This is a genomic window from Burkholderia sp. MSMB2157WGS, assembly GCF_001532755.1.
GTDB lineage: Bacteria > Pseudomonadota > Gammaproteobacteria > Burkholderiales > Burkholderiaceae > Burkholderia.
Genome location: NZ_LPJG01000017.1, coordinates 279162 through 300731 on the forward strand (window position 1 = coordinate 279162; position 21570 = coordinate 300731).

The 21570-nt window shown below is 67.5% G+C and carries 22 protein-coding genes; 6 read left to right on the forward strand and 16 right to left on the reverse strand.

The features are described 5' to 3' along the window. Positions 1-200: 200 nt before the first annotated feature. The 4 genes from WT53_RS12300 to WT53_RS12320 all read right to left on the reverse strand — a co-directional run bounded on the left by WT53_RS12300 (position 201) and on the right by WT53_RS12320 (position 2785). Complete coding sequence (locus WT53_RS12300) at positions 201-428, reverse strand: hypothetical protein (protein WP_034206014.1); 228 nt, start codon at positions 426-428, stop codon at positions 201-203. 210 nt (positions 429-638) lie between these two features. Beyond that, positions 639-1022, reverse strand: a complete 384-nt coding sequence (locus WT53_RS12310) for a DUF6232 family protein (protein WP_034206015.1) — start codon at positions 1020-1022, stop codon at positions 639-641. 124 nt (positions 1023-1146) lie between these two features. Next, complete coding sequence (locus tag WT53_RS12315) at positions 1147-1407, reverse strand: DUF2866 domain-containing protein (protein ID WP_011548992.1); 261 nt, start codon at positions 1405-1407, stop codon at positions 1147-1149. A gap of 220 nt (positions 1408-1627) precedes the next feature. Then, positions 1628-2785, reverse strand: coding sequence for a porin (locus WT53_RS12320; RefSeq protein WP_034206016.1), 1158 nt, complete (start codon positions 2783-2785; stop codon positions 1628-1630). A 306-nt stretch (positions 2786-3091) separates the two neighbouring features. Between WT53_RS12320 and WT53_RS12325 the strand changes: the two genes are divergently transcribed. Continuing rightward, positions 3092-3898, forward strand: a complete 807-nt coding sequence (locus WT53_RS12325; RefSeq protein WP_034206017.1) for a MetQ/NlpA family ABC transporter substrate-binding protein — start codon at positions 3092-3094, stop codon at positions 3896-3898. A 131-nt stretch (positions 3899-4029) separates the two neighbouring features. On the opposite strand, the gene WT53_RS12330 is transcribed toward WT53_RS12325, so the two are convergent. The 4 genes from WT53_RS12330 to WT53_RS12345 form a co-directional block, all read right to left on the reverse strand. Then, positions 4030-5145 carry a succinylglutamate desuccinylase/aspartoacylase family protein gene (locus tag WT53_RS12330; protein WP_034206018.1) on the reverse strand — a complete coding sequence of 372 codons (1116 nt, stop codon included), beginning with the start codon at positions 5143-5145 and terminating at the stop codon, positions 4030-4032. Between the two features lie 224 nt (positions 5146-5369). Continuing rightward, positions 5370-6152, reverse strand: a complete 783-nt coding sequence (locus tag WT53_RS12335; RefSeq protein ID WP_060260022.1) for an ABC transporter substrate-binding protein — start codon at positions 6150-6152, stop codon at positions 5370-5372. Between the two features lie 226 nt (positions 6153-6378). After that, positions 6379-7299, reverse strand: coding sequence for a LysR substrate-binding domain-containing protein (locus WT53_RS12340; RefSeq protein WP_059780070.1), 921 nt, complete (start codon positions 7297-7299; stop codon positions 6379-6381). Between the two features lie 77 nt (positions 7300-7376). Further along, complete coding sequence (locus WT53_RS12345) at positions 7377-8324, reverse strand: GlxA family transcriptional regulator (protein WP_060260026.1); 948 nt, start codon at positions 8322-8324, stop codon at positions 7377-7379. Positions 8325-8431: 107 nt separating this feature from the next. On the opposite strand from WT53_RS12345, the gene WT53_RS12350 reads away from it, so the two are divergent. Both WT53_RS12350 and WT53_RS12355 read left to right on the forward strand, forming a co-directional pair. After that, complete coding sequence (locus WT53_RS12350; protein ID WP_060260029.1) at positions 8432-8740, forward strand: DUF3817 domain-containing protein; 309 nt, start codon at positions 8432-8434, stop codon at positions 8738-8740. Beyond that, the gene (locus WT53_RS12355; RefSeq protein ID WP_034206023.1) at positions 8737-9138 is read left to right on the forward strand and encodes a CopD family protein; all 402 of its coding nucleotides are present in this window, start codon (positions 8737-8739) and stop codon (positions 9136-9138) included. Before WT53_RS12350 ends, WT53_RS12355 begins: the two co-directional genes overlap by 4 nt. A gap of 204 nt (positions 9139-9342) precedes the next feature. Here WT53_RS12355 and WT53_RS12360 read toward each other — a convergent pair whose 3' ends face one another. The 7 genes from WT53_RS12360 to WT53_RS12390 form a co-directional block, all read right to left on the reverse strand. Continuing rightward, entirely contained in the window at positions 9343-10731 is a 1389-nt protein-coding gene (locus WT53_RS12360) for an NCS2 family permease (protein ID WP_034206024.1), read from the reverse strand. A gap of 553 nt (positions 10732-11284) precedes the next feature. Next, the gene (locus tag WT53_RS12365; RefSeq protein WP_059780067.1) at positions 11285-11803 is read right to left on the reverse strand and encodes a DUF3455 domain-containing protein; all 519 of its coding nucleotides are present in this window, start codon (positions 11801-11803) and stop codon (positions 11285-11287) included. 217 nt (positions 11804-12020) lie between these two features. After that, positions 12021-13136 carry an alkene reductase gene (locus WT53_RS12370; protein ID WP_060260032.1) on the reverse strand — a complete coding sequence of 372 codons (1116 nt, stop codon included), beginning with the start codon at positions 13134-13136 and terminating at the stop codon, positions 12021-12023. Between the two features lie 66 nt (positions 13137-13202). Then, positions 13203-14009: a 2,5-didehydrogluconate reductase DkgB gene (gene dkgB / locus WT53_RS12375; protein WP_060260035.1), complete on the reverse strand. Its 807-nt coding sequence runs from the start codon at positions 14007-14009 to the stop codon at positions 13203-13205. Positions 14010-14158: 149 nt separating this feature from the next. Next, on the reverse strand, positions 14159-15109 hold the full coding sequence (locus WT53_RS12380) for an LLM class oxidoreductase (protein WP_060260038.1): 951 nt from the start codon (positions 15107-15109) through the stop codon (positions 14159-14161). A gap of 15 nt (positions 15110-15124) precedes the next feature. Further along, a complete protein-coding gene (locus tag WT53_RS12385; protein WP_060260040.1) occupies positions 15125-15448 on the reverse strand; it encodes a hypothetical protein in 324 nt (107 codons plus the stop codon). Between the two features lie 26 nt (positions 15449-15474). Continuing rightward, a complete protein-coding gene (locus WT53_RS12390; protein ID WP_060260043.1) occupies positions 15475-16677 on the reverse strand; it encodes an MFS transporter in 1203 nt (400 codons plus the stop codon). A 101-nt stretch (positions 16678-16778) separates the two neighbouring features. Here WT53_RS12390 and WT53_RS12395 point away from each other — a divergent pair, with 101 nt between their 5' ends. Then, positions 16779-17720, forward strand: a complete 942-nt coding sequence (locus tag WT53_RS12395; RefSeq protein WP_059780062.1) for a LysR family transcriptional regulator — start codon at positions 16779-16781, stop codon at positions 17718-17720. A 70-nt stretch (positions 17721-17790) separates the two neighbouring features. Here the strand turns inward: WT53_RS12395 and zwf are convergent, their stop codons facing one another. Then, positions 17791-19266, reverse strand: a complete 1476-nt coding sequence (zwf, locus tag WT53_RS12400; RefSeq protein ID WP_034206032.1) for a glucose-6-phosphate dehydrogenase — start codon at positions 19264-19266, stop codon at positions 17791-17793. Positions 19267-19467: 201 nt separating this feature from the next. Between zwf and WT53_RS12405 the strand changes: the two genes are divergently transcribed. Together WT53_RS12405 and WT53_RS12410 are read left to right on the forward strand one after the other, a co-directional pair. After that, positions 19468-20046, forward strand: coding sequence for a TetR/AcrR family transcriptional regulator (locus WT53_RS12405; protein ID WP_060260046.1), 579 nt, complete (start codon positions 19468-19470; stop codon positions 20044-20046). Between the two features lie 139 nt (positions 20047-20185). Continuing rightward, positions 20186-21061 carry an SDR family NAD(P)-dependent oxidoreductase gene (locus WT53_RS12410; RefSeq protein ID WP_034206034.1) on the forward strand — a complete coding sequence of 292 codons (876 nt, stop codon included), beginning with the start codon at positions 20186-20188 and terminating at the stop codon, positions 21059-21061. Positions 21062-21570 lie beyond the last annotated feature (509 nt).

A 21570-nucleotide genomic window follows, 5' to 3' on the forward strand; every position in this document is an offset into this window, starting at 1 on the left:
GGCTGGCTGGGTGACGCGTTCACCTGGCTGGCCCGTTTGCGCGCGGCATGCGGCAAACGGCGATTTGAAAGGCAACTGACAATTTTGTCAGTGTAAATGAGAATTATTATCGATACAAGGACGCGAAGCGACCCACGCGAGTGAGTGCTCGCATGCACGGCTCGTGCGAGCCGGGACGGAAATTCCGGGGAAATGGGGTTTTAAGCGAGCGCTTCGATGCGAATCAGCAGGTTGCGCGCATGCGCGATGAACGCATCGTGTGTCGCGCGATCGCCGTGGCCTTCGATACCGGCCTGTTCGGCGAACGCGATCTGTTCGGTGTAGAGATCGACGAGCGCACGGCGTTCGTCAAGGGGAAGCGCGCGGATCATCGACACGATCAGCAGTTCCTGTGCGCGGAGCATGCCGGACAGCGATTGGGCGTTCATGCTGGCCTCCTCGGACGATGCGGCGGCGGGCCGCTCTTTCCATACTAGGCGGTCGGCAGTCGCCGCGCACGCGCGGCACGCGAGACGATGACGCGGGAAGCCGATTCGACGAAGATGCCTCGGCCCGAAACGACGACGCGCCGCGTGAGCCGATACGCGCCGCGTGCATCCGCCGATCGCGAACCGAAGCGTGCCGCGACGCGAATGGAATCAGCCGGCCGCCGTCGCGGCCTGCGCATCGCGCACGACCTGCGCGACGCGTTCGACGAACGCGGCGTCGACGCTCGACAGCGCTTCGCGCTTGCCGTCGGGCATCTCGACCATCAGGCGATACGTGATGTCCTGCGTGGCCCAGGCGAGATAGCCGACGACGACGAGCATCGCGCCGACCACCAGCGCGGCGCTCGATGCGCCGATGCCACCGGCGACGGCGATGGCCGCGCCGATCAGCGAGATCAGCGACGGCACGAGCCGGTTCTTCGGAATCTTGACGACGTCGACGTGGCGAATGTCACGCAGTGCGAATACCTGCCCGGCGGCCGACAGGCCGTTGCGCGTGACCATGACGCCGCGTTCGTTGAATGCGTTTTCCATCGTGTGTTGCGTGGACGAAAACGCGCAGCGTAGCAGGTTTCGTTGCCGCGTCAAACGAGACCGACTGCCGCACGATGCGTGCGGCGCGGCCGAAAGCCGGAAGGCGGGTGGCGCGCAGACGCGTTCAGAACTGCAGCCGGCCGTCGCCGTAAAGCCGGCCGGGCACGTGCGACGCGACGACCTCGGCGATTTCTTCGTCGGTCGATTCGGCCGGCACGATCTGGCGCCGCGCGGGCGCGTCGAGATGCATCGTCCACTCGACGAGGCGATACGGACGGCCCCAGGGGCGCTGCATTTCCACCGACACGCGGCAACTCTGGACCGGCAGCGAATGTTGGCACGTCAGAATCGCGTGCAGATGGCTGAAAACGGTATCTTCGATCATCGTGGCCTCCGATCCTGTCTTGTGGGCAGTTGATGGCGGTGCCGTAGGGGTGTCTCAAAAAAAAAGCCGCCGATGCTCAGGCGGCCAACAGGGGGGGTGAGAGCATCCTCTCAGCCCAGAATTAAGCGAAACTTAAAAGCCCATAAAAAAGCGCCCCGCGTGGAGCGGGGCGCTGCTTGCCGTCGCGGTCCGCGTGACGCGGACAGTCGAGCGGATGCTTTTAGAACTTGTGACGGATACCGATACGTGCGGCGATCTGGTTCTTCGAACCCGTGCCCGACGTATTGAAGTAGCTCGTGCTCGAGCCGATCTGCGCTTGCACGCCCTTGCCCGAAGCCTGCTGGTACACGACCAGGCCGTACACGTCCGTACGCTTGCTGAGTGCGTAGTCGGCGATACCGTTGACCTGGTTCCAGTGCCACGAGTTGCCGTTCTGCGTGGCGTTCGTGTACGTGTAGCCGAGGCCGCCCGACAGTGCCGGCGTGAACGCGTACTTCGCGCCTGCTTCATATGCGTTGTAGAACGTGCCGCCCGCGCCCGACACGGTCGAGAACTGCGTACGCGTCCACAGCAGCCATGCCGTCGCCGGGCCCCAGACGTAGCGGCCACCCACGCCGTACGTGCGCAGGTCGCGGACGTTGCCGGTGCTCAGGTTCGCGATCGTCGTCGAGAAGGCCGGCGTCGACTGGCTCGGGAAGCGGATGTCCGTGTAGGCGGCGCCGAGCGAGAACGGGCCGTTCGCGTAGTTCAGGCCGAAGCTGTATGCGCGCGACGAGCCTGCCGTCGTCGTCGTGCCCGTCGTCGTTGCCGGTGCGCCTGCGAAGTCGGTCGAGTTCGAGAAGCCGTACAACGCGCCGAACGTGAAGCCCGAGTAGTTCGCGCTCTGGAACTTCACGGCGTTGTTGATGCGGCTCGACGTGAGCTGGTCGATGTCGTTCACGTGGTACGCGTAGTTACCCGCGACCGTGTTGCCGCCCGTCGAGTAGTTCGAGCCGAGGATGTCGGTCGAGAACGAGTACTGGCGGCCGAACGTGACCGTGCCGTATTGCGACTGGCTCAGGCCGACGTAAGCCTGGCGACCGAAGATCGCGCCACCCTGGCCGATCGTGCCGTTGCCGCTGTTGAAGCCGTTTTCGAGCACGAAGATCGCCTTCAGGCCGCCACCGAGGTCTTCGGTGCCGCGCAGGCCCCAACGGCTGCCCTGGGCCACGCCGTCGTCGTACTTGAACAGCTTGCCCGTGCCGCCGTTGGCGGTCTTGCTGTGGTTCACGTAGCTGATACCGGCATCGATGACGCCGTACAGAGTCACGCTGCTTTGTGCGTGTGCCGTGCCGGCCGTTGCTGCCAGGGCGGCGAGGGTCAACAGTTTCTTGTTCAAAGGATTCTCCGAGCGAATGAATGGCGTGTCCAGTTGCGGTTCCGGCGCACTCTATGGGCGCTTTCACGGACCGGCGCAACTTTATCGGCGGGCCACGTAATGAATATGACAGCGACTGTCATATGAAGAATGTGTGGTGCCGATGCGACACTGGATTTTGCCCGGTTGTACAGCAGGGAGTTATACCGATTCCGCCTGAGATTCGATGACGGTCGGGAATATGCACATGAAATAAGCTTGGTTGGTGCCGTTCCGGCCCCGTGCCACGATGCGCGCTTCAACAACGACACGGGACAAGAGGACACCATGCGACGTTCGATCCTGACCGGCCTCGGCGCACTCGCCGCCGCGCTGGCATTCGCCGCCCCCGGCGCGCACGCCGACCCGCAAACGCTGAAAGTCGGCACGATGAGCGGCCCCGACGCGCAGATCTGGACCGAAGTGACGAAGGTCGCCGCGCGCGAAGGGCTCGCGATCAAGGTCATCGAATTCAACGACTACGTGCAGCCGAACGCGGCGCTCGATTCCGGCGATCTCGATGCGAACGGCTTCCAGCACCAGCCGTTCCTCGACAGCCAGATCAAGCAGCGCGGCTACAAGATCGTCAACGTCGGGCTCACCTATACCGCGCCGATGGGCTTCTATTCGAAGAAGCTCAAGTCGCTGAAGGATCTGCCGGTCGGCGCGAAGGTCGGGATCCAGAACGACCCGTCGAACGGCAACCGCGCGCTCTTGCTGCTGCAGAAGTACGGGGTGATCAAGCTGAAGGCCGGCGTCGGCACGAACGGCGTGAACGCGACGCCGCTCGACGTCGCCGAGAACCCGAAGAAGATCAGGATCGTCGAGCTCGACGCCGCGCAACTGCCGCGCGCGCTGCCCGACGTCGATGCCGCGTCGATCAACACCGACTACGCGGTCAAGGCCGGGCTCACGCCGGTGAAGGATGCGATCGCGATCGAGGATCTGCGCGGGCCGTACGCGAACCTGATCGCGGTGCGCGCGCAGGACAAGGACAAGCCGTGGGTGAAGAAGCTCGTCGCGGCCTACGAGTCGGACGACGTGCGCAAGTTCATCGACCAGAAGTTCGGCGGCGCGATCGTGCCGGCGTTCTGAACGGCGTTCGCGCGCGGCCGCCGACGCGTGCTCCGGAAAGCGAATCGCCCGCGCAAGCGGGCGATTGCGTTGGTGCATGCGATTGCATGCACAGTGCGGGATGGCCTGGCGCGCGGGTTGCGCGCCCGGGCTCAGGCGGACAGCAGCGAGCCGGTGCGGATCGCGGTCGCGCCCGCGATGCGCGCGACTTCCATGCCGGCCGTCGCGAAGCGCACGACCTGGCGCGCGTACAGCACGCCCGACACGCTGCTCTTCAGCGTGACGACGCGATCGGTCAGCGGATCGACGATGTCGGCCACGGCCTGGCCTGCCTCGATCATCGCGCCGACCGGCGTGCGGAACACGATCACGCCCGACACGGGCGCGACGAGCGGATCGGTGCCCGCGAGCGGCGTGGCCGGGTGCGCGAGCGGCGGCAGCGGCGCCGGCGTGCCTTCGACGATGCCGCGCTCGGTCAGGTATTCGACGATCGCCTGCGCATCCTTTTCGGCGAACTCGTACGACACGTCGCGTTCGCTGCGCAGTTCCACCGTGACCGAAATCGCGCCGTTCGGGATCGGGAAGCGGTCGCCGAAGCGGCTGCGCAGATCCGACCAGCAGAAACTGTGGATTTCGTCGAACGGGTTGCCGACCGAATTCAGCGCGAGCAGCGACGCCTTGGCATCGAGATAGCGCGCCAGCGGCTCGACGTCCGGCCACAGATCGGGATTCGTGTAGAGATGCATCACCGCGTCGCTGTCGCAGTGCAGGTCGAGCACGATATCGGCGTCGAACGACAGCTTCTGCAGCGCGAGGCGCTGCGAGTCGAGCTCGGTGCGCGGCTTCTGCTCGTCGAGCGCTTCGCGCATCGCCGTGCGCACGACGGCCAGATTGCGCTGCGCGTCGTTCGTGAGGCGCTCTTCGACACGCGGCAGCACGAGCGCCGCGAGATCGTAGAAATTGCGGTTGAAGTTCTGCATCGAGCCGAGCTCGAAGCGGCCGAGGTGATCGCCGAACACGTGCTGCGACAGGCCGATCGGATTGGGCACGGGCACGACGACGATTTCGCCGCGCAGCTTGCCGGCGGCTTCGAGCGCGGCGATCTTGCGGCGCAGCAGCGTGGCGACCAGCATGCCGGGCAGCTCGTCCGCGTGCAGCGACGACTGGATATAGACCTTCTTGCCGCCGCGCGGGCCGTAATGGAAGCTGGTGATCTGGCGTTCGGTACCGACGGCGGGGGAAATCAGCGGATGGGTCTGCGTTTGCATGATGAGGGGAGTGCGGCGCAGCCGCGAATGATCCATGTGCGTGGAAGATCGATTGTACGTTGCCTTTCTCGCCGCCATCAAACCGGCGCCAGAACGCGCGGTTTTCCTTTGCGAATCATCGGGTTGACGCGAAAAAAATAACGTCGCCGGCGCCGCGCGCAAAAAAAACGGGCTCCTCGCGGAGCCCGTTCCCGTCGCGCCGAATCGCGCGTGCGTCGGCCGGATTACTTGCCGTAGACGTCGAAATCGAAATACTTCTTCGCGAGCTTGTCGTACGTGCCGTCCTTGCGCATGCCGGCGATCGCGCCGTCGATCTTCGCCTTCAGGTCGGTGTCTTCCTTGCGCAGGCCGATACCGGCGCCGTTGCCGAGCGTCTTCGGATCGTCGAGATCCTTGCCGGCGAAGTCGAAGTTCGCGCCGCGCGGCGTCTTCAGGAAGCCGATCTCGGCTTGCACCGCGTCCTGCAGCGCGCCGTCCAGACGGCCGGAGATCAGGTCGGCGTAGACCTGGTCCTGGTTCTGGTAAGGCACGACGTTCACGCCCTTCGACGCCCAGTACGTCTTCGCGTAGGTTTCCTGGATCGTGCCCTGCTCGACGCCGACCGACTTGCCCTTCAGCGATTCGGCCGTCGGCATCAGGCCGGCGCCCTTCTTCGTGACGAGGCGCGTCGGCGTGTTGAACAGCTTCGCCGAGAACGCGATCTGTTCCTGACGCGCCGGCGTCATCGACATCGACGACAGCACGCCGTCGAACTTGCGGGCCTTCAGCGCCGGGATCATCCCGTCGAAGTCGTTTTCGATCCACACGCACTTCGCGTTCATGCGGCGGCAGATTTCGTTGCCCAGATCGACGTCGAAGCCGACCACCTTGCCGTCGGCGCCTTTCGATTCGAAAGGCGGGTAGCTTGCGTCGACGCCGAACCGCACGGTCGTCCAGTCTTTCGCGTACGCGCTGCCGGCCGATACGGCGAGCAGGGCCACGGTCACAGCCGCAAGAATCTTTTTCACTCGGTGACTCCTCGTTTTGTTCGATGGGTGCGCGGTTGTGCCGCGCCGTAAGCCTTCGGCCCGCCGCGGCTTCGCGTCGGACAGTCCGTTTCGCCCGCCCGATGGGGGCGCGCGACGTGCGCAAGATTATCAAGACAAAATACCGGCAGGGCGCCTAGGACAAGCCCCGATACCGGGCCCGGCGGCGGCGCGTCGGACGCGTCGCCGTTTCACACACAGGAACGATTCAGCCGAGCGTTTCGTTGACCGCGCGCTGCAGGCACGTGACGAAGTGCGAGACGGCCGGCGTGGGCAGCAGGTCGCGCCGCGCGATGATCGACAGGTCGAAGCGCGGCATGCTTTCGTCGAGTTCGGCCGTGCGGATGCCGAGCGGCGCGACCATCGCGGCGAGCGGGCGCGTGAAGCAGCCGATCACGTCCGAGCGTGCGACGAGCCCCAGCGTCACCGCGAACGACATCGGCGAGCGCAGCAAACGTTTCGGCAGCGGCAGCCCGTGCGCCTCGAACATCCCGACCATCACGCTGTGCGGAAACTGCTCGGCGCCGACGGTGACGATCCATTCGGCGTCGAGCAGTTCCTCTAACCGGCGCGCATGCGCGAGCGGGTGACCGTCGCGCATCACGATCGTGAATTCGGTCGACAGCAGCGGCAATTGCGTGAAATCGCGGTCGAGCGCGGGCACATGGTGCATCGCAGCGATGTCGAGCGTGCCGTTGCGCAACTGCGCGAGCGCGTCGGGCACCGTCACTTCCTCCAGATGCAGGCTGACGTTCGGCATCGACTCGCGGAATGCCGTCACCGCGCGCGGCAACGCGGTCAGCGCGATCGACGGCATCGTGCCGACCGCGACGCGGCCCGACATCTCGCCTTTCACCTGCTCGACCGCCTCGACCGTGCGGCGGATGTCGCCGAGCAATTGCTCGGCGCGCGGCAGCAGCGCCTCGCCGCAGGCGGTCAGCTCGACGCCGCGCACGCTGCGAGCGAGCAGCTCCGCGTTGAGCGCGGTTTCGAGCTCGCGGATCGTGTGCGTGATCGCCGGCTGCGTGACGCCGAGCTCGCGGGCGGCGGCGCGCAGGCTCTTGTGGTGCGCGGCGGAGACGAACGCCTGGAGCTGCGCGATGTTCAACGGGTTGCGGATGCGGGTCATGGAGGGAGTCCGGTGGGCGCGAAAGGGGCGGCGGCGGGCGACGGATTCATGCTGCGGCGGGGCGATCCCGATGCGCGTCACGCATCGGCGCGCGCGCGGAACGCCTGCCGGTAACGCTGCGGCGAGGTGCCGACGATGCGCGCGAAGCGTTCGCGAAACGCGGTGACCGAACCGAACCCGGCTTCCGTCGCCACATGTTCGATCGACAGCTCGGTCACCTCCAGCAACTGCTGCGCATGCCGGACGCGCGCGGTCTGCAGCCATTGCCCCGGCGACGTGCCCGTCTGCTCCCGGAAGCGCCGCGTCAGCGTGCGCACGCTCGTCGACGCCTTGCGCGCGATCGCGTCGAGCGTCAGCGGCTTGCGCAGGTTGGCCTGCAGCCAGTCCATCAGGTCGTGCAGGCCGTCGCCGCCGGTCGGCCATTCGGGCGCGATGAACTGCGCCTGCCCGCCTTCGCGCACGCGCGGCGCTACCGCGCTGCGGGCAGCGTCGACGGCGACCGCCGCGCCATAGTCGGCCTGGATCATGTGCAGGCACAGATCGAGGCCGGCGGCCGCACCGGCCGACGTCAGGATCTGGCCGTTGTCGACGAACAGCACGTTCGGATCGACGTCGACGTTCGGATAGCGGCGCGCGAGTTCGGCGGCTGCGAGCCAGTGCGTCGTCGCGCGCAGGCCGTCGAGCAGCCCCGCTTCCGCGAGCACGAACGCGCCGCTGCAGATCGACGCGATCCGGCATCCGCGCGCGGCCGCCGCGCGCAGCGCGTCGAGCACGCGGCGCGACGTGGGCGCGAGCGGCGCCGACGTGCCGGGCACCATGATCGTGTCGGCGTCGGCCAGCGCGTCGAGACGAAACGGCGGGCGCAGCTCGAACAGGTCGCCGCCGACGCGCGGCTGCTCGCTGCACACGCGCACGCGGTACGCGGGCGCGACGTCGGGCGCCCGCACGCGCGCGAACGTGTCGCAGGCGACGCCCAGATCGAACGGGACGACATCGGGCAACGCAAGAACGGCGACCGTATGCATGGCGTGTGCGGCCCGTGGCCGGAATCCGTTGAAAGATGTCATTCTAGCCAATGGCTCGAACCCGCACCACACGCGACAATCGCGGCGGACCCACCTGGAGCCTGCCGATGAAACAAGACGATCGCAACGCGTTGCGGAACCTGCAATACCTGTCGCTGCTGGAAGCGACCACGCTCGTCGTGCTGGTGTGCGTGGCCGTGCCGCTCAAGCATCTGGCCGGCTATCCGGTCGCGGTATCGATCATGGGCCCGGTTCACGGCGTCGCGTTCGTCATGTATGGATGGGCGGTGGTCGGCACCGCGTCGAGCGGGCTGTGGAGCAAGGGCGAAGTCGCGCGGCTCCTGCTGTCGGCCGTCGTGCCGTTCGCGGGGCTGGCGAGCGCCGGCTGGATCGCGCGCCGGCGGCACGCGCGATGATCTACCTGGTGCTGAAGGCCGTGCATCTGGTCGCCGTCGTCACGTTCGTCGGCGGGTTGCTGTTGTCGTCCGTCGGGGTCCGGATTGCGAACCTCGCCGTGCATCGCGCGGTGCGCCGCTGGGATCGCACGGTGACGGCGCCCGCGCTCGCGCTCGTCTGGATCGCCGGCATCGCGCTCGCGCTGAACGGTCACTGGTTCGGCGCCGCGTGGCTGTCGGCGAAGCTTGCGCTCGTCGCGGCGCTGTCGGTGCTGCACGGGATCCTGGCCGGCACGCTGCGGCGCATGGAGCGCGACGATCTCGTCGTCATGCCGGCGCCGTGGCTGGGGCAAGCGGCGGGCGCGGCGATCGTCGCGATCGCGCTCGTCGTCGGGCTGGCCGTGATCAAGCCGTTCTGACGGCGCGACGCCGCGAGCGTGGCGCCGGGCGCGAACGGGTATCGCGCCGTTGTCGCGAAGCGCGTCACGCGGCGTCGCACGGACAAAAAAAGCCTGGAAACTCGCGTTCCCAGGCCTGGAGACCATCGACGACGATGGTGGAGGAGACGATCTCGTCTCGATGCGCGTCGCCCTCGTGCAGGCGACGTCGCGCAGGTGCCGCGCTCAGATCGCCCAGCCGCCGAGATAGAACGTGACGAGCACGGCCGCGATGAGCACGGTGCCGACGTTGAGCTTGCGGAATTCGCCGCTGGCGATGCGGCCGATCACGAGCGTCGAGAAGCCGAGCATGATGCCCGTCACGATGTTCGCGGTCAGCACGATGAACACCGCGCACACGAGGCCCGACATCGCGTCGACCATGTCGTCCATGTGCAGCTTGCTCACGCTGCCGAGCATCAACAGGCCGACGTACATCAGCGCCGGTGCGGTGGCGTACGACGGCACGAGTCCCGCGAGCGGCGAGAAGAACATTACGACGAGGAACAGCAGGCCCACCACGGCCGCCGCGAGGCCCGTCTTCGCGCCGGCGGCCACGCCGACGCTCGACTCGATGTAGGCCGCCGCCGGCGCGCCGCCGAGCAGGCCGGAGAAGATCGAGCTGATCGAATCGGCGGTCAGCGCGCGGCCGCCGTTGACGATGCGGCCGTTTTCGTCGAGCTGGCCGGCCTGCCCGGCGACCGCGCGGATGGTGCCGGTCGCGTCGAACACGGCGGTCATCACCAGCGCGAGCACGCTCGGCAGTACGGCCATCGACAGCGCGCCCTTGATGTCCATCGCGCCGATCAGCGATGCGTGGCCAGGCGCGCTGAGCGACGGCAGCGCGAAGATGCCGCGGTATTTCACGCCCGGATCGAAGATCAGGCCGAATACCGAGATCGCGATCACGACGAGCAGGATGCCGCCCGGCACGCGACGCTTTTCGAGGCCGAAGATCGCGGCGAGGCCGACGACCGACATGATGACCGGGAACGCGGTGATCTGGCCGAGCGAGACCGGCAGGCCGGCGCCAGGGTTCTTGATCACGAGGCCGACGTCGTTCGATGCGATCAGCAGCAGGAACAGGCCGATGCCGATCCCCGTGCCGTGCGCGACACCCGCGGGCAGGTTGCGCAGGATCCACGACCGCACGCCGGTGACCGAGATGCCGGTAAACACGAGGCCCATCAGGAACACGGCGCCGAGCGCGACCGTCGGAGGCAGCCCCTTGCCGAGCACGAGGCCGAACGCGGTGAACGCGGTCAGCGAGATCGCGCAGCCGATCGCGATCGGCAGCTTCGCCCACAGGCCCATCAGCAGCGACCCGAACGCGGTGGTGAGACAGACCGCGACGAACACGGCGCTCGTGTCGAAACCGGCCTTGCCGAACATGCCGGGCACGACGAACACGGAATAGACCATCGCGAGGAAGGTGGTCACGCCGGCAATGATCTCGCGACGCTGCGTGCTGCCGCGCGACGAAATGCCGAAGTACCGGTCGATGACTCCCTGGGCGCCAAAGTCAGTTTCTTCCGCGCCGACGCCGACCGTCGGCTGCACCGGGGTATCGCTCATGAGCTTGCTCCTTTATCAGCATGCTGAAACGGTCCGTGGCGGACCGTCGTCAGGGTGTCTCGTATCTGTTGGGATTGTTCGGCAACGTCGTGGCGACGAATGACGCGCGATGCGCGTCGTGACGGGCGAATCGAAACGATCGCGAGGGTGTCGCGTCGGACGACGCGTGGTGTGGTCGACCCCGTCACGTGTGCTTTGCCGTAGCGAAGGTTAGGCGAGCAACCGATCACGTCCCATCGGGGGACGAGCATGCAGCGCATGTCGCAGCGCTTATATCGGCGTGCAACGGGGCTTCGTCGCGCCGACACACGTGTATACGCCTAGTTCGAATCCGTTAAGGGGACTATTTGAATGCAGGGTCGGCGGGCGGGATGGAAGGGGGCGATGCATTGAATATTACAAATAGCCTTCGGCGTGGCCGGGAAGGTCGGTGCGAACTGCGGCGGGCGACGGGATTCGCCGCCGCGCGCAACCATGCGTGCCTGAAAGACAGGAACACCGAGTAACTGGCGGATTGCCGCGACGACGCCCGACGCCGACGGTGCCGCGCGCGTCACTTCAGGAACACGTATCGCGCGAAGTACGGGAAGCGGCCGACCGCATGCTCGGTTGCGCACGTTGCGACCGGCGGCATGCCGCCCGACGTATCGAGCCGCTGCACGAAACGCACGCCGGCGAGCGTGCCCGTCGCGGGCGGCGTCGTCGCGAGCAACAGTTGCGCAATGCTGGCCGGGCTGGCGCTCGGCGCTTCCGCGCGCTTCTTGCCGGTCACGCGGCTACCGTCGAGCGCTTCCCACGACGGCCCCGCGCCGTGCCGCACGACGAGCGCGCCGCCTTCATCGAACAACATCGCCTCCGGCCGCACGAAGGACCATGCAAGCCGGTGTTCGGCATCGTATTCGCATGCATAGATCTGCACGCCGGTCGCGGTGGTGGACAGCACCGTCGTCACGGGATCGGGGGGAGTGAGGCCGGCCGGATCGCCGGCGTACGCCGGTGCGGCGACGGCCGCCAAGGCAAGACCGGCCGTCATGGCCAGCAGCATGTCGCGGGTCGGGGAGCAACTGGGCATGGCGAGGCGTCCTTTCAGGTCGAATGGTCGTACGAAGGCGATTCCGTCAACGTTAGACGCCGATTGCACCGGCCGCAATGAGGAAATGGCAATCGCGGCGATAGTCGCCGCGATTGCCGAGGCAGCGGGGCAGCGATCGGTGGATCGCGACCGGGCCAATGTCGACCGGTGCGGAGCCGGCATACAGCGCCCGGCCGGGCACGCACGACCGAAGCGTTCAGGCCGCGGCTTGCGCGAGCGTCGGGTAGTCGGTCAGCCCGCGGGCGCCACCGCCGAACAGCGTGTTGCGGTCATGCGGCGCGAGCGGCGCGCCGGTGCGCAGGCGCTCGGGCAAGTCGGGGTTCGCGACGAACGGACGGCCGAACGCGACGAGGTCCGCCCAGCCGGCGGCGATCGCTTCGCGTGCACGCTCGGCGGTGTACGCGCCAGCGTAGATCAGCACGCCCGGGAACGCCGCGCGCAATTGCTGCTTGAAGGCGACCGGCATCAGCGGCGCGTCGTCCCAGTCGGCTTCCGCGATGTGCAGGTAGCCGACGCCGAGCTCGCCGAGCAGCTTCGCGGCGGCGACGTAGGTCGTTTCCGGATCGTCGTCGACGCAGCCGTTCAGCGTGGTCAACGGTGCGAGGCGGATGCCGACGCGCGACGCGTCGTCGGCGCCTTCGATCAGCGCCTGCGCGACTTCGCGCAGGAAGCGCAGCCGGTTGTCCAGCGAGCCGCCGTACGCGTCGGTGCGCGTGTTCGCGTTCGAGTCGATGAACTGGTTCACGAGGTAGCCGTTCGCGCCGTGCAGCTCGACGCCGTCGAAGCCGGCTTCGATCGCGTGGCGGGCGGCGGCGCGGTATTGATCGACGATCTCGCGGATCTCGTCGATCGACAGCGCGCGCGGCTCGGATGCCTGCACGAAGCCCGGGGTGCTGCCGTCTTCGCCGGCGATGAACACGTTCACGCCCTTCGCCTGGAGCGGCGACGACGACACCGGTTGCGCGCCGCCGAGCAGGCTCGTGTGGCTCAGCCGGCCGACGTGCCACAGCTGCGCGAAAATGCGGCCGTGCGCGGCGTGCACGGCGTCCGTCACCTTGCGCCAGCCGGCGACCTGCGACGGCGTGTGGATGCCGGGCGTCCACGCGTAGCCCTTGCCGAGCGGCGCGATGTAGGTGCCTTCGCTGACGATCAGGCCCGCGCTCGCGCGCTGCGCGTAATACGCGGCCATCAGTTCGTTGGCTTCGTCGCCGGGCTGGCTTGCGCGCGAGCGCGTCATCGGCGGCATCACGATGCGGTTCGGCAGCGTCAGCGCGCCGAGCCGCAGCGGTTGGAAAAGCGGGTCCTGGGTCATGGTGGTGTCCTGTCGGTGCCGCGGCCGGCGGGCCGCGACGGGTCGTGTCGGATGAGGGCGCGGCGCTCAGTCCCACTTCGGCGCGAGGCCGGCCGGGTCGACTTCGCGACCGTTGCGTTCGAGCGCGGCGATCTGCGTCATGTCTTCGTCGGTCAGGCGCAGCGTCTGCGCGAGCAGGTTGCTCGCGAGGTGCTCGCGCTTGGTCGACGACGGAATCACCGAGTAGCCGAGCTGCAGCGCCCATGCGAGTGCGACTTGCGCCGGCGTCGCGTCGTGACGCCGCGCGATCGCGCCGAGCACCGGGTCGCCGAGCACCTTGCCGTACGCGAGCGTCATGTACGACGTCACGTGGATGCCTTCGGCGTTCAGGAACTCGACCAGCTTGCGATTCTGCAGGTACGGGCTGAGCTCGATCTGGTTCGTCGCGATCGCGTCCCTGCCGACGGCCGCGATCGCTTCCTTCGTCAGTTCGATGTTGAAGTTCGAGATGCCGATTTGGCGCGTGAGGCCCTTCGCCTTCGCGTCGGCCAGCGCGGTCATGAACGTGTCGATCGACACGCCGTTGCCCGGCGCCGGCCAATGGATCAGTGTCAGGTCGACATGGTCGGTGCGCAGCTTGCGCAGGCTTTCCTCGAGGCTGGCCGCCAGCTTGTCCGGTGCGTAGTTGTCGACCCAGATCTTCGTCGTGAGGAACAGGTCTTCGCGGCGCACGCCGGACGCGGCGATCGCTTCGCCGACTTCGGCTTCGTTGCCGTAGATCTGCGCGGTGTCGATCGCGCGGTAGCCGACTTCGAGGCCGTTGCGCACCGAGTCGACGACCACTTGGCCTTGCAGGCGGAACGTACCGAGGCCGAAGGCGGGAATCTTGCTCATCTGTGCTCCTGAAAGAGGGGGAACGATTGCGGTATCGGAATCATTCTGGCGCTTGATACTCATGAAATAAACGCCTTTAGAAATCAAAAATATTTGATTTGAAGTCAAATATCGATCGTGCTGCGGGTGCATGCGGGCCGTGGCCGGCCTTATGCGGCCCGCGTCTGCAGATTCGTTTGCGGATGGAAGGCGGGCAGCACGTCCGCCGCGATCTCGGCCATCGTTTCGTCGAGCGGCCGCCGGTTGCGGCGGAAATGCAGGCCGATGTGCTGCACGCCCGCGTCGCGCATCGCCGCGAGTTCCTCCGTCAGCGCGACGCGTCCCGCGCGGGCGCCGAAGCGGTGCCGCTGCAGCGGCTCGTGCGGATCGTCCGCGAGGTCGAGATGGATGAAGCTCACGTACGGCTTGCCGCCGGCTACCGCACGCCAGCTCGCGGCGCGCTGCAGGTGATCGGCCGGCGTGCCCGGATACGCGAGGCAGCCGTCCATGTGCTCGCCGATCCACGCGGGCGTCTGCTGCGCGAGGCCCGCGACGAGCAGCGGCACCGGCGAACGGACCGCGGGAAGCACGTCCAGGCCGGGCGGCAGATGCCCGCGCGCGCCGTCGCGCAGCAGCGCGACGTGGTCGCGGAAGGTCGCGCCGCGCGTGGCGAAGTCGCGGCCGAACAGCGGATACTCGACCGGCCGGTCGCCGCTTGCGACGCCGAGCAGCAGGCGTCCGCCGCTCAATTCCTGGATCGTCGCGGCCGATTTCAGCGTGAGCAGCGGTTCGCGCAGCGGCAGCACGACGGCCGCGGTGCCGAGCAGGATGTCGCGCGTGATCCCGGCGAGGTAGCCGAGATACGAGAACGTCTCGAACACCTGCGCGGCGTCGCCGAACGACGGGTCGTACACCGGCACGTCGCGCACCCAGAGCGCGCGGAAGCCGAGCGTGTCGGCCAGTTGCGCGAGTTCCGCGTGGATTTCCAGGTCGGGCACGCCGGGGTGGCGGCCGTCATGCTGGCGTTTCGCGTTGCCGGCCGGGGTCCAGTCGTTGTCGAGCGGCAGTTCGATGCCGATGCTGAAGCCGCCGTCGGCGAGCTTGTCGAGCGACGTGAGCATGATGGACGCCTCCGTTCAGACCGCGCGCAGGCTGCCGTCGAGCCGGTAGAAATCGAGCGACGACGCGGTGAAGAACGAGCGCGACGTGCCGGCGGCGAAATCGTCGATATGCACGACGGTGGCGCGATCGGCTTCCTGCCACGAGATCGCGTAGGTCTCGCCGGCGACGCGCTGCCACGTGTATTCGACTTCGCCCTTCGCGCCCACGTAAGGGCCTTCGGTGATCTCGTAGCGCATGTGGCGACCGTCTTCGTCGTATGCGTTGAGCGCGGTGAGGCCGTCGTAACGGACTTCGAAAGTCTTGCCGGCGAACGGCGGGCGTGGGGTCGATGCGTTCATGCTGGTGGCTCCTGAAAAAGGTGAGTTCAATGGGCGAGTTCGACGGGTCCGGCCGTGCGCTCGGGCAGACCGTGGCGGCGGTCGAGACGGCCGCTCAGCGCGGTGAGCGCAAATGCGCCGAGCGTGACGACGGCGGCGATCCACGGCGTGTGGCCGAGGCCGACGCTCGCGACGATCAGGCCGCCGAGCGACGAGCCGCCGGCCACGCCGAGGTTGAAGGCGGCGATGTTGAAGCCCGATGCGACGTCGGTGGCGTCCGGCGCGAAGTGGCGCGCCTGCTTGACGACGTACACCTGCAGCCCCGGCACGTTGCCGAACGCCACGGCGCCCCACGCGAGCATCGTCAGGACTGCGAGCCATTTCGCGTGAATCGTGAAGGTCAACGCGAGCAGCACGATCGCGAGCAGCAGGAAGATCCGCTTGAGCGCCTTCACGGGGCCGACGGCGTCCGCGAGCTTGCCGCCCCACACGTTGCCGATCGCGACCGATACGCCGTAGCCGACGAGCACGAGGCTGACCTGCGACGGCGTGAAGCCGGCGATCCGTTCGAGCAGCGGCGCCATATAGGTGAACGCGATCAGCGAACCGCCGTAACCGACGGCCGTCATCGCATAGACGAGCAGCAGGCGCGGCTGGGCCAGCACGCGCAACTGGCGGGCGAGCGGCGCCGGCGGCGTCTGCGGCAGCCCGCGCGGCACGAATGCGACCGCGCCGACGAACGCGACGAGGCCGAACAGCGCGACGATCAGGAACGTCGCACGCCAGCCGAAGTGCTGGCCGATGAACGTGCCGAGCGGAATGCCGGCGACGAACGCGACGGTCATGCCGCTGAACATCGTCGCGATCGCGCTCGCGGCCTTGTCCTTCGGCACGAGCGTCGTCGCGATGATCGAGCCGACCGAGAAGAACACGCCGTGCGCGAGGCCCGTGAGCACGCGCGCGACGATCAGCGATTCGTAGCCGGGCGCCTGCCACGCGACGAGGTTGCCGACGGTGAAGAGCGCCATCAGCCCGGCGAGCAGCGCCTTGCGCGGCACGCGGCCGGTGAGCGCGGTGAGCAGCGGCGCGCCGATCGCGACGCTCAGCGCGTACAGGCTGACGAGCAGGCCGGCGGACGGCAGGCTGACGCCGAGGTCCGCACCGATCGTCGGGATCAGCCCGACGATCACGAATTCGGTGGTGCCGATGGCAAAGGCGCTGATGGTCAACGCAAGCAACGCGAGTGGCATGACGGGATCCGGGTTTCGGTAGGAATGGATCGCAGTGTGCCGGCTTTACTTTTGCTTAAAAACTGGTCTATAAACCAAATTGTTTTGATTTCAAATCAACAATGAAGACCACCCTCGACGAACTCCAGGCCTTTATCGCCGTGGTCGACACCGGTTCGATCACCGCCGCCGCCCAGCACCTCGACCTTACCGTGTCGGCGACGAGCCGCACGCTCGCGCGGCTCGAGGAGAAGCTGAAGACCACGCTGCTGCGCCGGACCACGCGCCGGCTCGAGCTGACCGAGGAAGGGCGCGCATTCCTGCAGGATGCGCGCGCGATCGTCGAATCGGTCGAGAACGCGGAAGAGCAGATGCTCGCGCGGCGCGAGATGCCGTCCGGGCGATTGCGCGTCGACGCCGCGACGCCGTTCATGCTGCACGTGATCGTGCCGCTCGTGCGCGGCTACCGCGAGCGTTTTCCGAAGGTCGAACTGGAACTGAACAGCAACGAGGGCATCATCGATCTGCTGGAGCGGCGCACCGACGTCGCGATCCGGATCGGCCGGCTGAAGGATTCGACGCTGCACAGCCGGCGCATCGGCAACAGCCGAGTGCGCATGCTCGCGAGCCCCGCCTACATCGAAGCGCACGGCCAGCCGCGCAAGGTCGAGGATCTCCGCAAGCACACGCTGCTCGGCTTCACGCAGCCCGAATCGCTGAACGTATGGCCGATCCTCGGCACGGACGGCGAGCCTTGCCGCATCGAGCCCGACGTGTGGTCGTCGAGCGGCGAGACGCTGCGGCAGCTCGCGCTGGAGGGCACGGGTGTCGTGTGCCTGTCGGATTTCGTGACCGCGCAGGATCGCGAGGCCGGGCGGCTCGTGCAGGTGCTCGCGCGGCAGACGCTCGAGGTCGAGCAGCCGATCAACGCGGTGTATTACCGGAACACCGCGATCTCGTCGCGGATCGCGTCGTTCGTCGATTACCTGATCGAGATGCTCGGCGCCGGCAGCGGGCGCGATGCGCCGGCGCGGCGCAAGGCCACGTGGCTGCTGTCGCCGTAGCGACGCGGCGCCGGCGGCGCGACCGGTCGGGAACGGGCGTGCCGCGCGGCGGCACGCCGTCGGGCGGCGATTACGCCTCTTCGGCCCACGACATCCCGTCGCGCGCGAGCAGCGCCGACGAGGCGGCAGGCCCGAACGTGCCGGCCGTGTACAGGCGCGGCCGGTCGCCGAGCTGCTTCCAGCCGTCGAGGATCGGCTCGACCCACGACCACGCCGCTTCGAGCTCGTCGCGGCGCATGAAGTGCGTGAGGCGGCCGCGGATCACGTCGATCAGCAGCCGTTCGTACGCTTCCGCGCGCCGCTCCGGAATCGCCTGCTGCAGGTCGAGGTTCAGGCTCACCGGCACCATGTTCATCCCGCTGCCCGGCTCCTTCGCGAGCATCTGCAACTGGATCGACTCTTCCGGCTGGAGCTGGATCACGAGGCGGTTGCTGTAGTGGCGCGGGCCGGTCGGGATGATCGAGAACGGCATGTCCGCGAACTCGATCACGATTTCCGACTGGCGGCGCTGCAGCCGCTTGCCGGTGCGCAGGAAGAACGGCACGTTCGCCCAGCGCCAGTTGTTGATGTACGCGCGCAGCGCGACGAAGGTTTCCGCGCGGCTGTCCGCCGGCACGTTGTCTTCCTCGAGATAGCCCTTGACTGGCTGGCCGTCGACCGCGCCGGCCGTGTACTGGCCGCGCACCGTGTCGCGCGCGACGTCCGACAGCGACATCGGTCGCAGCGAACGCAGCACCTTCAGCTTCTCGTCGCGCACCGCGTCCGGATCGAGCGACACGGGCGGCTCCATCGCGACGATGCACAGCAGTTGCAGCAGGTGGTTCTGCACCATGTCGCGCAGCGCGCCGGTGTGGTCGTAGAAGCCCGCGCGACTGCCGACGCCGACCGTTTCCGCGACCGTGATCTGCACGCTGCGGATGCTCGGCGCCTGCCACAGCGGCCCGAAGATCGGGTTGCCGAAGCGCAGCACCATCAGGTTCTGCACGGTTTCCTTGCCGAGATAGTGATCGATCCGGTAGATCTGCGATTCCTCGAAGTGCTTGCCGACCGCGTCGTTGATCGCCTTCGCGGACGCGAGATCGTGGCCCAGCGGCTTTTCGAGGACGACGCGCGAGTGCGCGTCGACGAGGTGCGCGGCCGACAGGTTGTCGCAGATCGTCGTGAACAGCTCCGGCGACGTCGACAGGTAGAACACGCGGATCGCGTCGCCGCGCGCCGCTTCGGCGAGCCGCTGGTAGTCGTCCGGCGCGTTCACGTCGATCAGCACGTACTTGAACAGGTCGAGGAAGCGGCTCCACGCGTCGGCGTCGAACGCCTTCTCGTCGATGAACGGGCGCGACTGCTCGTCCATGAACTTGCGGTAGCCGTCGATGCCCCAGTCGCGGCGGCCGACGGCGATGATGCGCGTCTCGGGCGGAAGATTGCAGTGCAGGTGCGCCATGTACAGCGCGGGCAACAGCTTGCGGGCGGCGAGGTCGCCGCCGCCGCCGAAGATGATCATGTCGACGGGCCGGTCGGCCGCGGTCTGGGAAGGCTGAGTCGTCATGGGAGGTTCGCGGTTTGGAACGGTGAACGTGAAACGAACGTCGAGGGCATCGGGCGCCGGATGGCCGGCGCCGGTACGGCAAAACGCTAATAGTGCACCGTTTTGATGGATTGCGTATGCGTTCCCCCGGATGTAACAGGGCTTGCATTGCGCCTCGCCGCTCAATTATGATTGAGTGCTCACTCATTAAAGGAATCGAACGTGGCCCGACCGCGCAGTCCCGACAAGCACGAAGCCATCCTCGCCGCGGCCGCGCGCGCGCTCGCCGAGGACGGCGCGGCCGCGACGACCGCACGCATCGCGCGGCTCGCCGGCGTGGCGGAAGGCACGGTGTTCACGTACTTCGAGACCAAGGATGCGTTGCTGAACGCGCTGTATCTGAGCCTGAAGGCCGGCTTGCGCGAAGCGATGATGGCCGGGTTTCCGGACCGTGCGCCGGCCGAGCAGGCCGTGCGGCATGCGTGGAACGGCTATGTGTCGTGGGGCGTCGCGAATCCGGACGGCCGGCGCGCGCTGCAGCAGCTCGGCGTGAGCGGGCGCATCGACGACGCGCATCGCGCGGCCGGCGCGGAAGGCTTCGGCGCGATCGGCACGCTGCTGCGCGAGCAGGTCGCCGCGTCGGGCGCGCTGAACCGCGACGAAGCGCATGCGTTCTGCTCGGCGTTGTTTACGTCGATCGCGGCAACCGCGATGGAGTCGATCGCACGCGACCCGGCGCGGGCCGATGCCTACCGGGAAGCGGGGTTTCGCGCGTTGTGGGCCGTATTGCACGCGGTGTGAGTCGAAAGTCGCCGTCGCGGCGGCGCGTGCCGCCACGACCGGCAGGGCGTTGCAGGGTCGCAAGGGCTGCTACGTCGTTCATATTAATGAGTAAGTAATCATTCATTTTAGTCGTTTCATCACGATCAAGGAGCGGAAAATGTCGAAAGTCTGGTTGGTAACGGGGGCCGCACGCGGCTTGGGCCGAGCGATTTCGGAAGCGGTGCTGGCAGCCGGCGACCGGCTAGTGGCCGGCGCGCGCGATCCGGCGCGACTGGCCGATCTGGCCGAGCGTCATGGCGACCGGCTGCTGCCGGTCGAACTCGACGTCACCGACGAAGCGGCGGCCGCGCGGGCCGTCGCGGCGGCACGCGCCGCGTTCGGGCGCATCGACGTGCTGGTGAACAACGCGGGCTACGGCCACACGGCGCCGTTCGAGCAGATGGGCGCCGACGTCTTCCGCGACCAGATCGAAACGAACCTGTTCGGCGTGATCAACCTGACGCGGGCCGTGTTGCCGACGATGCGTGCGCAGCGCGCGGGGCACATCTTCCAGGTGTCGTCGGTCGGCGGGCGGACGTCGACGCCGGGATTGTCCGCGTACCAGGCCGCGAAGTGGGCGGTCGGCGGGTTCAGCGACGTGCTCGCGAAGGAAGTCGCGCCGTTCGGCGTGCGCGTGTGCACGCTGGAGCCCGGCGGGATGCGTACCGAATGGGCCGCACAGGCGAAGCGCGGGATCGACGATCTGCTGCCGGACTATCGGCCGTCGGTCGGAAAGATTCTCGATCTGCTCGGCGCGTATGGCGGGCATGAGGTCGGCGATCCCGCCCGAATCGCGGCGCTGATCGTCGAGCTGTCGCGTCGCGACGACGTGCCGATGCGCTTGCTGCTCGGCGGCGATGCGCTGTTCGTCTGCGAGCAGGCGGAGCGGCAGCGCGCGGAAGAGGCGGCGCGGTGGCGCGATGCCTCGTTGTCCACGCAGTTTCCGGATGCGAAGTTGCCGGACGGGCTGCAAGCGTTGAAGCAGGTCGAGTAGTTGCGAGGGGCGTGGCGTCGGCGGTGGGTGTGCCGCGCCGCCGTTGCGGCGGGGCGCTCGGCGGCCGGTCGAGGGCGGGCGCGTGTACGCCCATCGCCCAAGCAGTCGCCGCGGCCGTCGACGCAGCGCCCGCTTCCTGTCACTCGCCGAAGCAAGTCGCGCACGAGAGGGTGGCGTCGCCTTGGCTCGAGGTGCTTCGCTTTCTTGCGAAATGCCTGCGGTCGGGCGCTCCGGGGTTTGCCATTGACATGTTCGCGACAATGTACGGGCCCTCGTGAGAGGGCTCCAGAAGCTACTTTCGGTTAGATACGGATATGCCTTATGCCACGGGCGTTCCCGCGATGCTCTAGGCGGTCCCGTCCACATCTGATCGAAAGTCGTACCCGCATCTAATCGAAGTTCACGCACCGGACCGACGCCCCGTATTAACCCTGATTAATAAACCTTATCGCGGTGAAAAATTCCGCATCTTATTGCGCGGATATCGGCTCGCTATAGTGGCTCGCTTT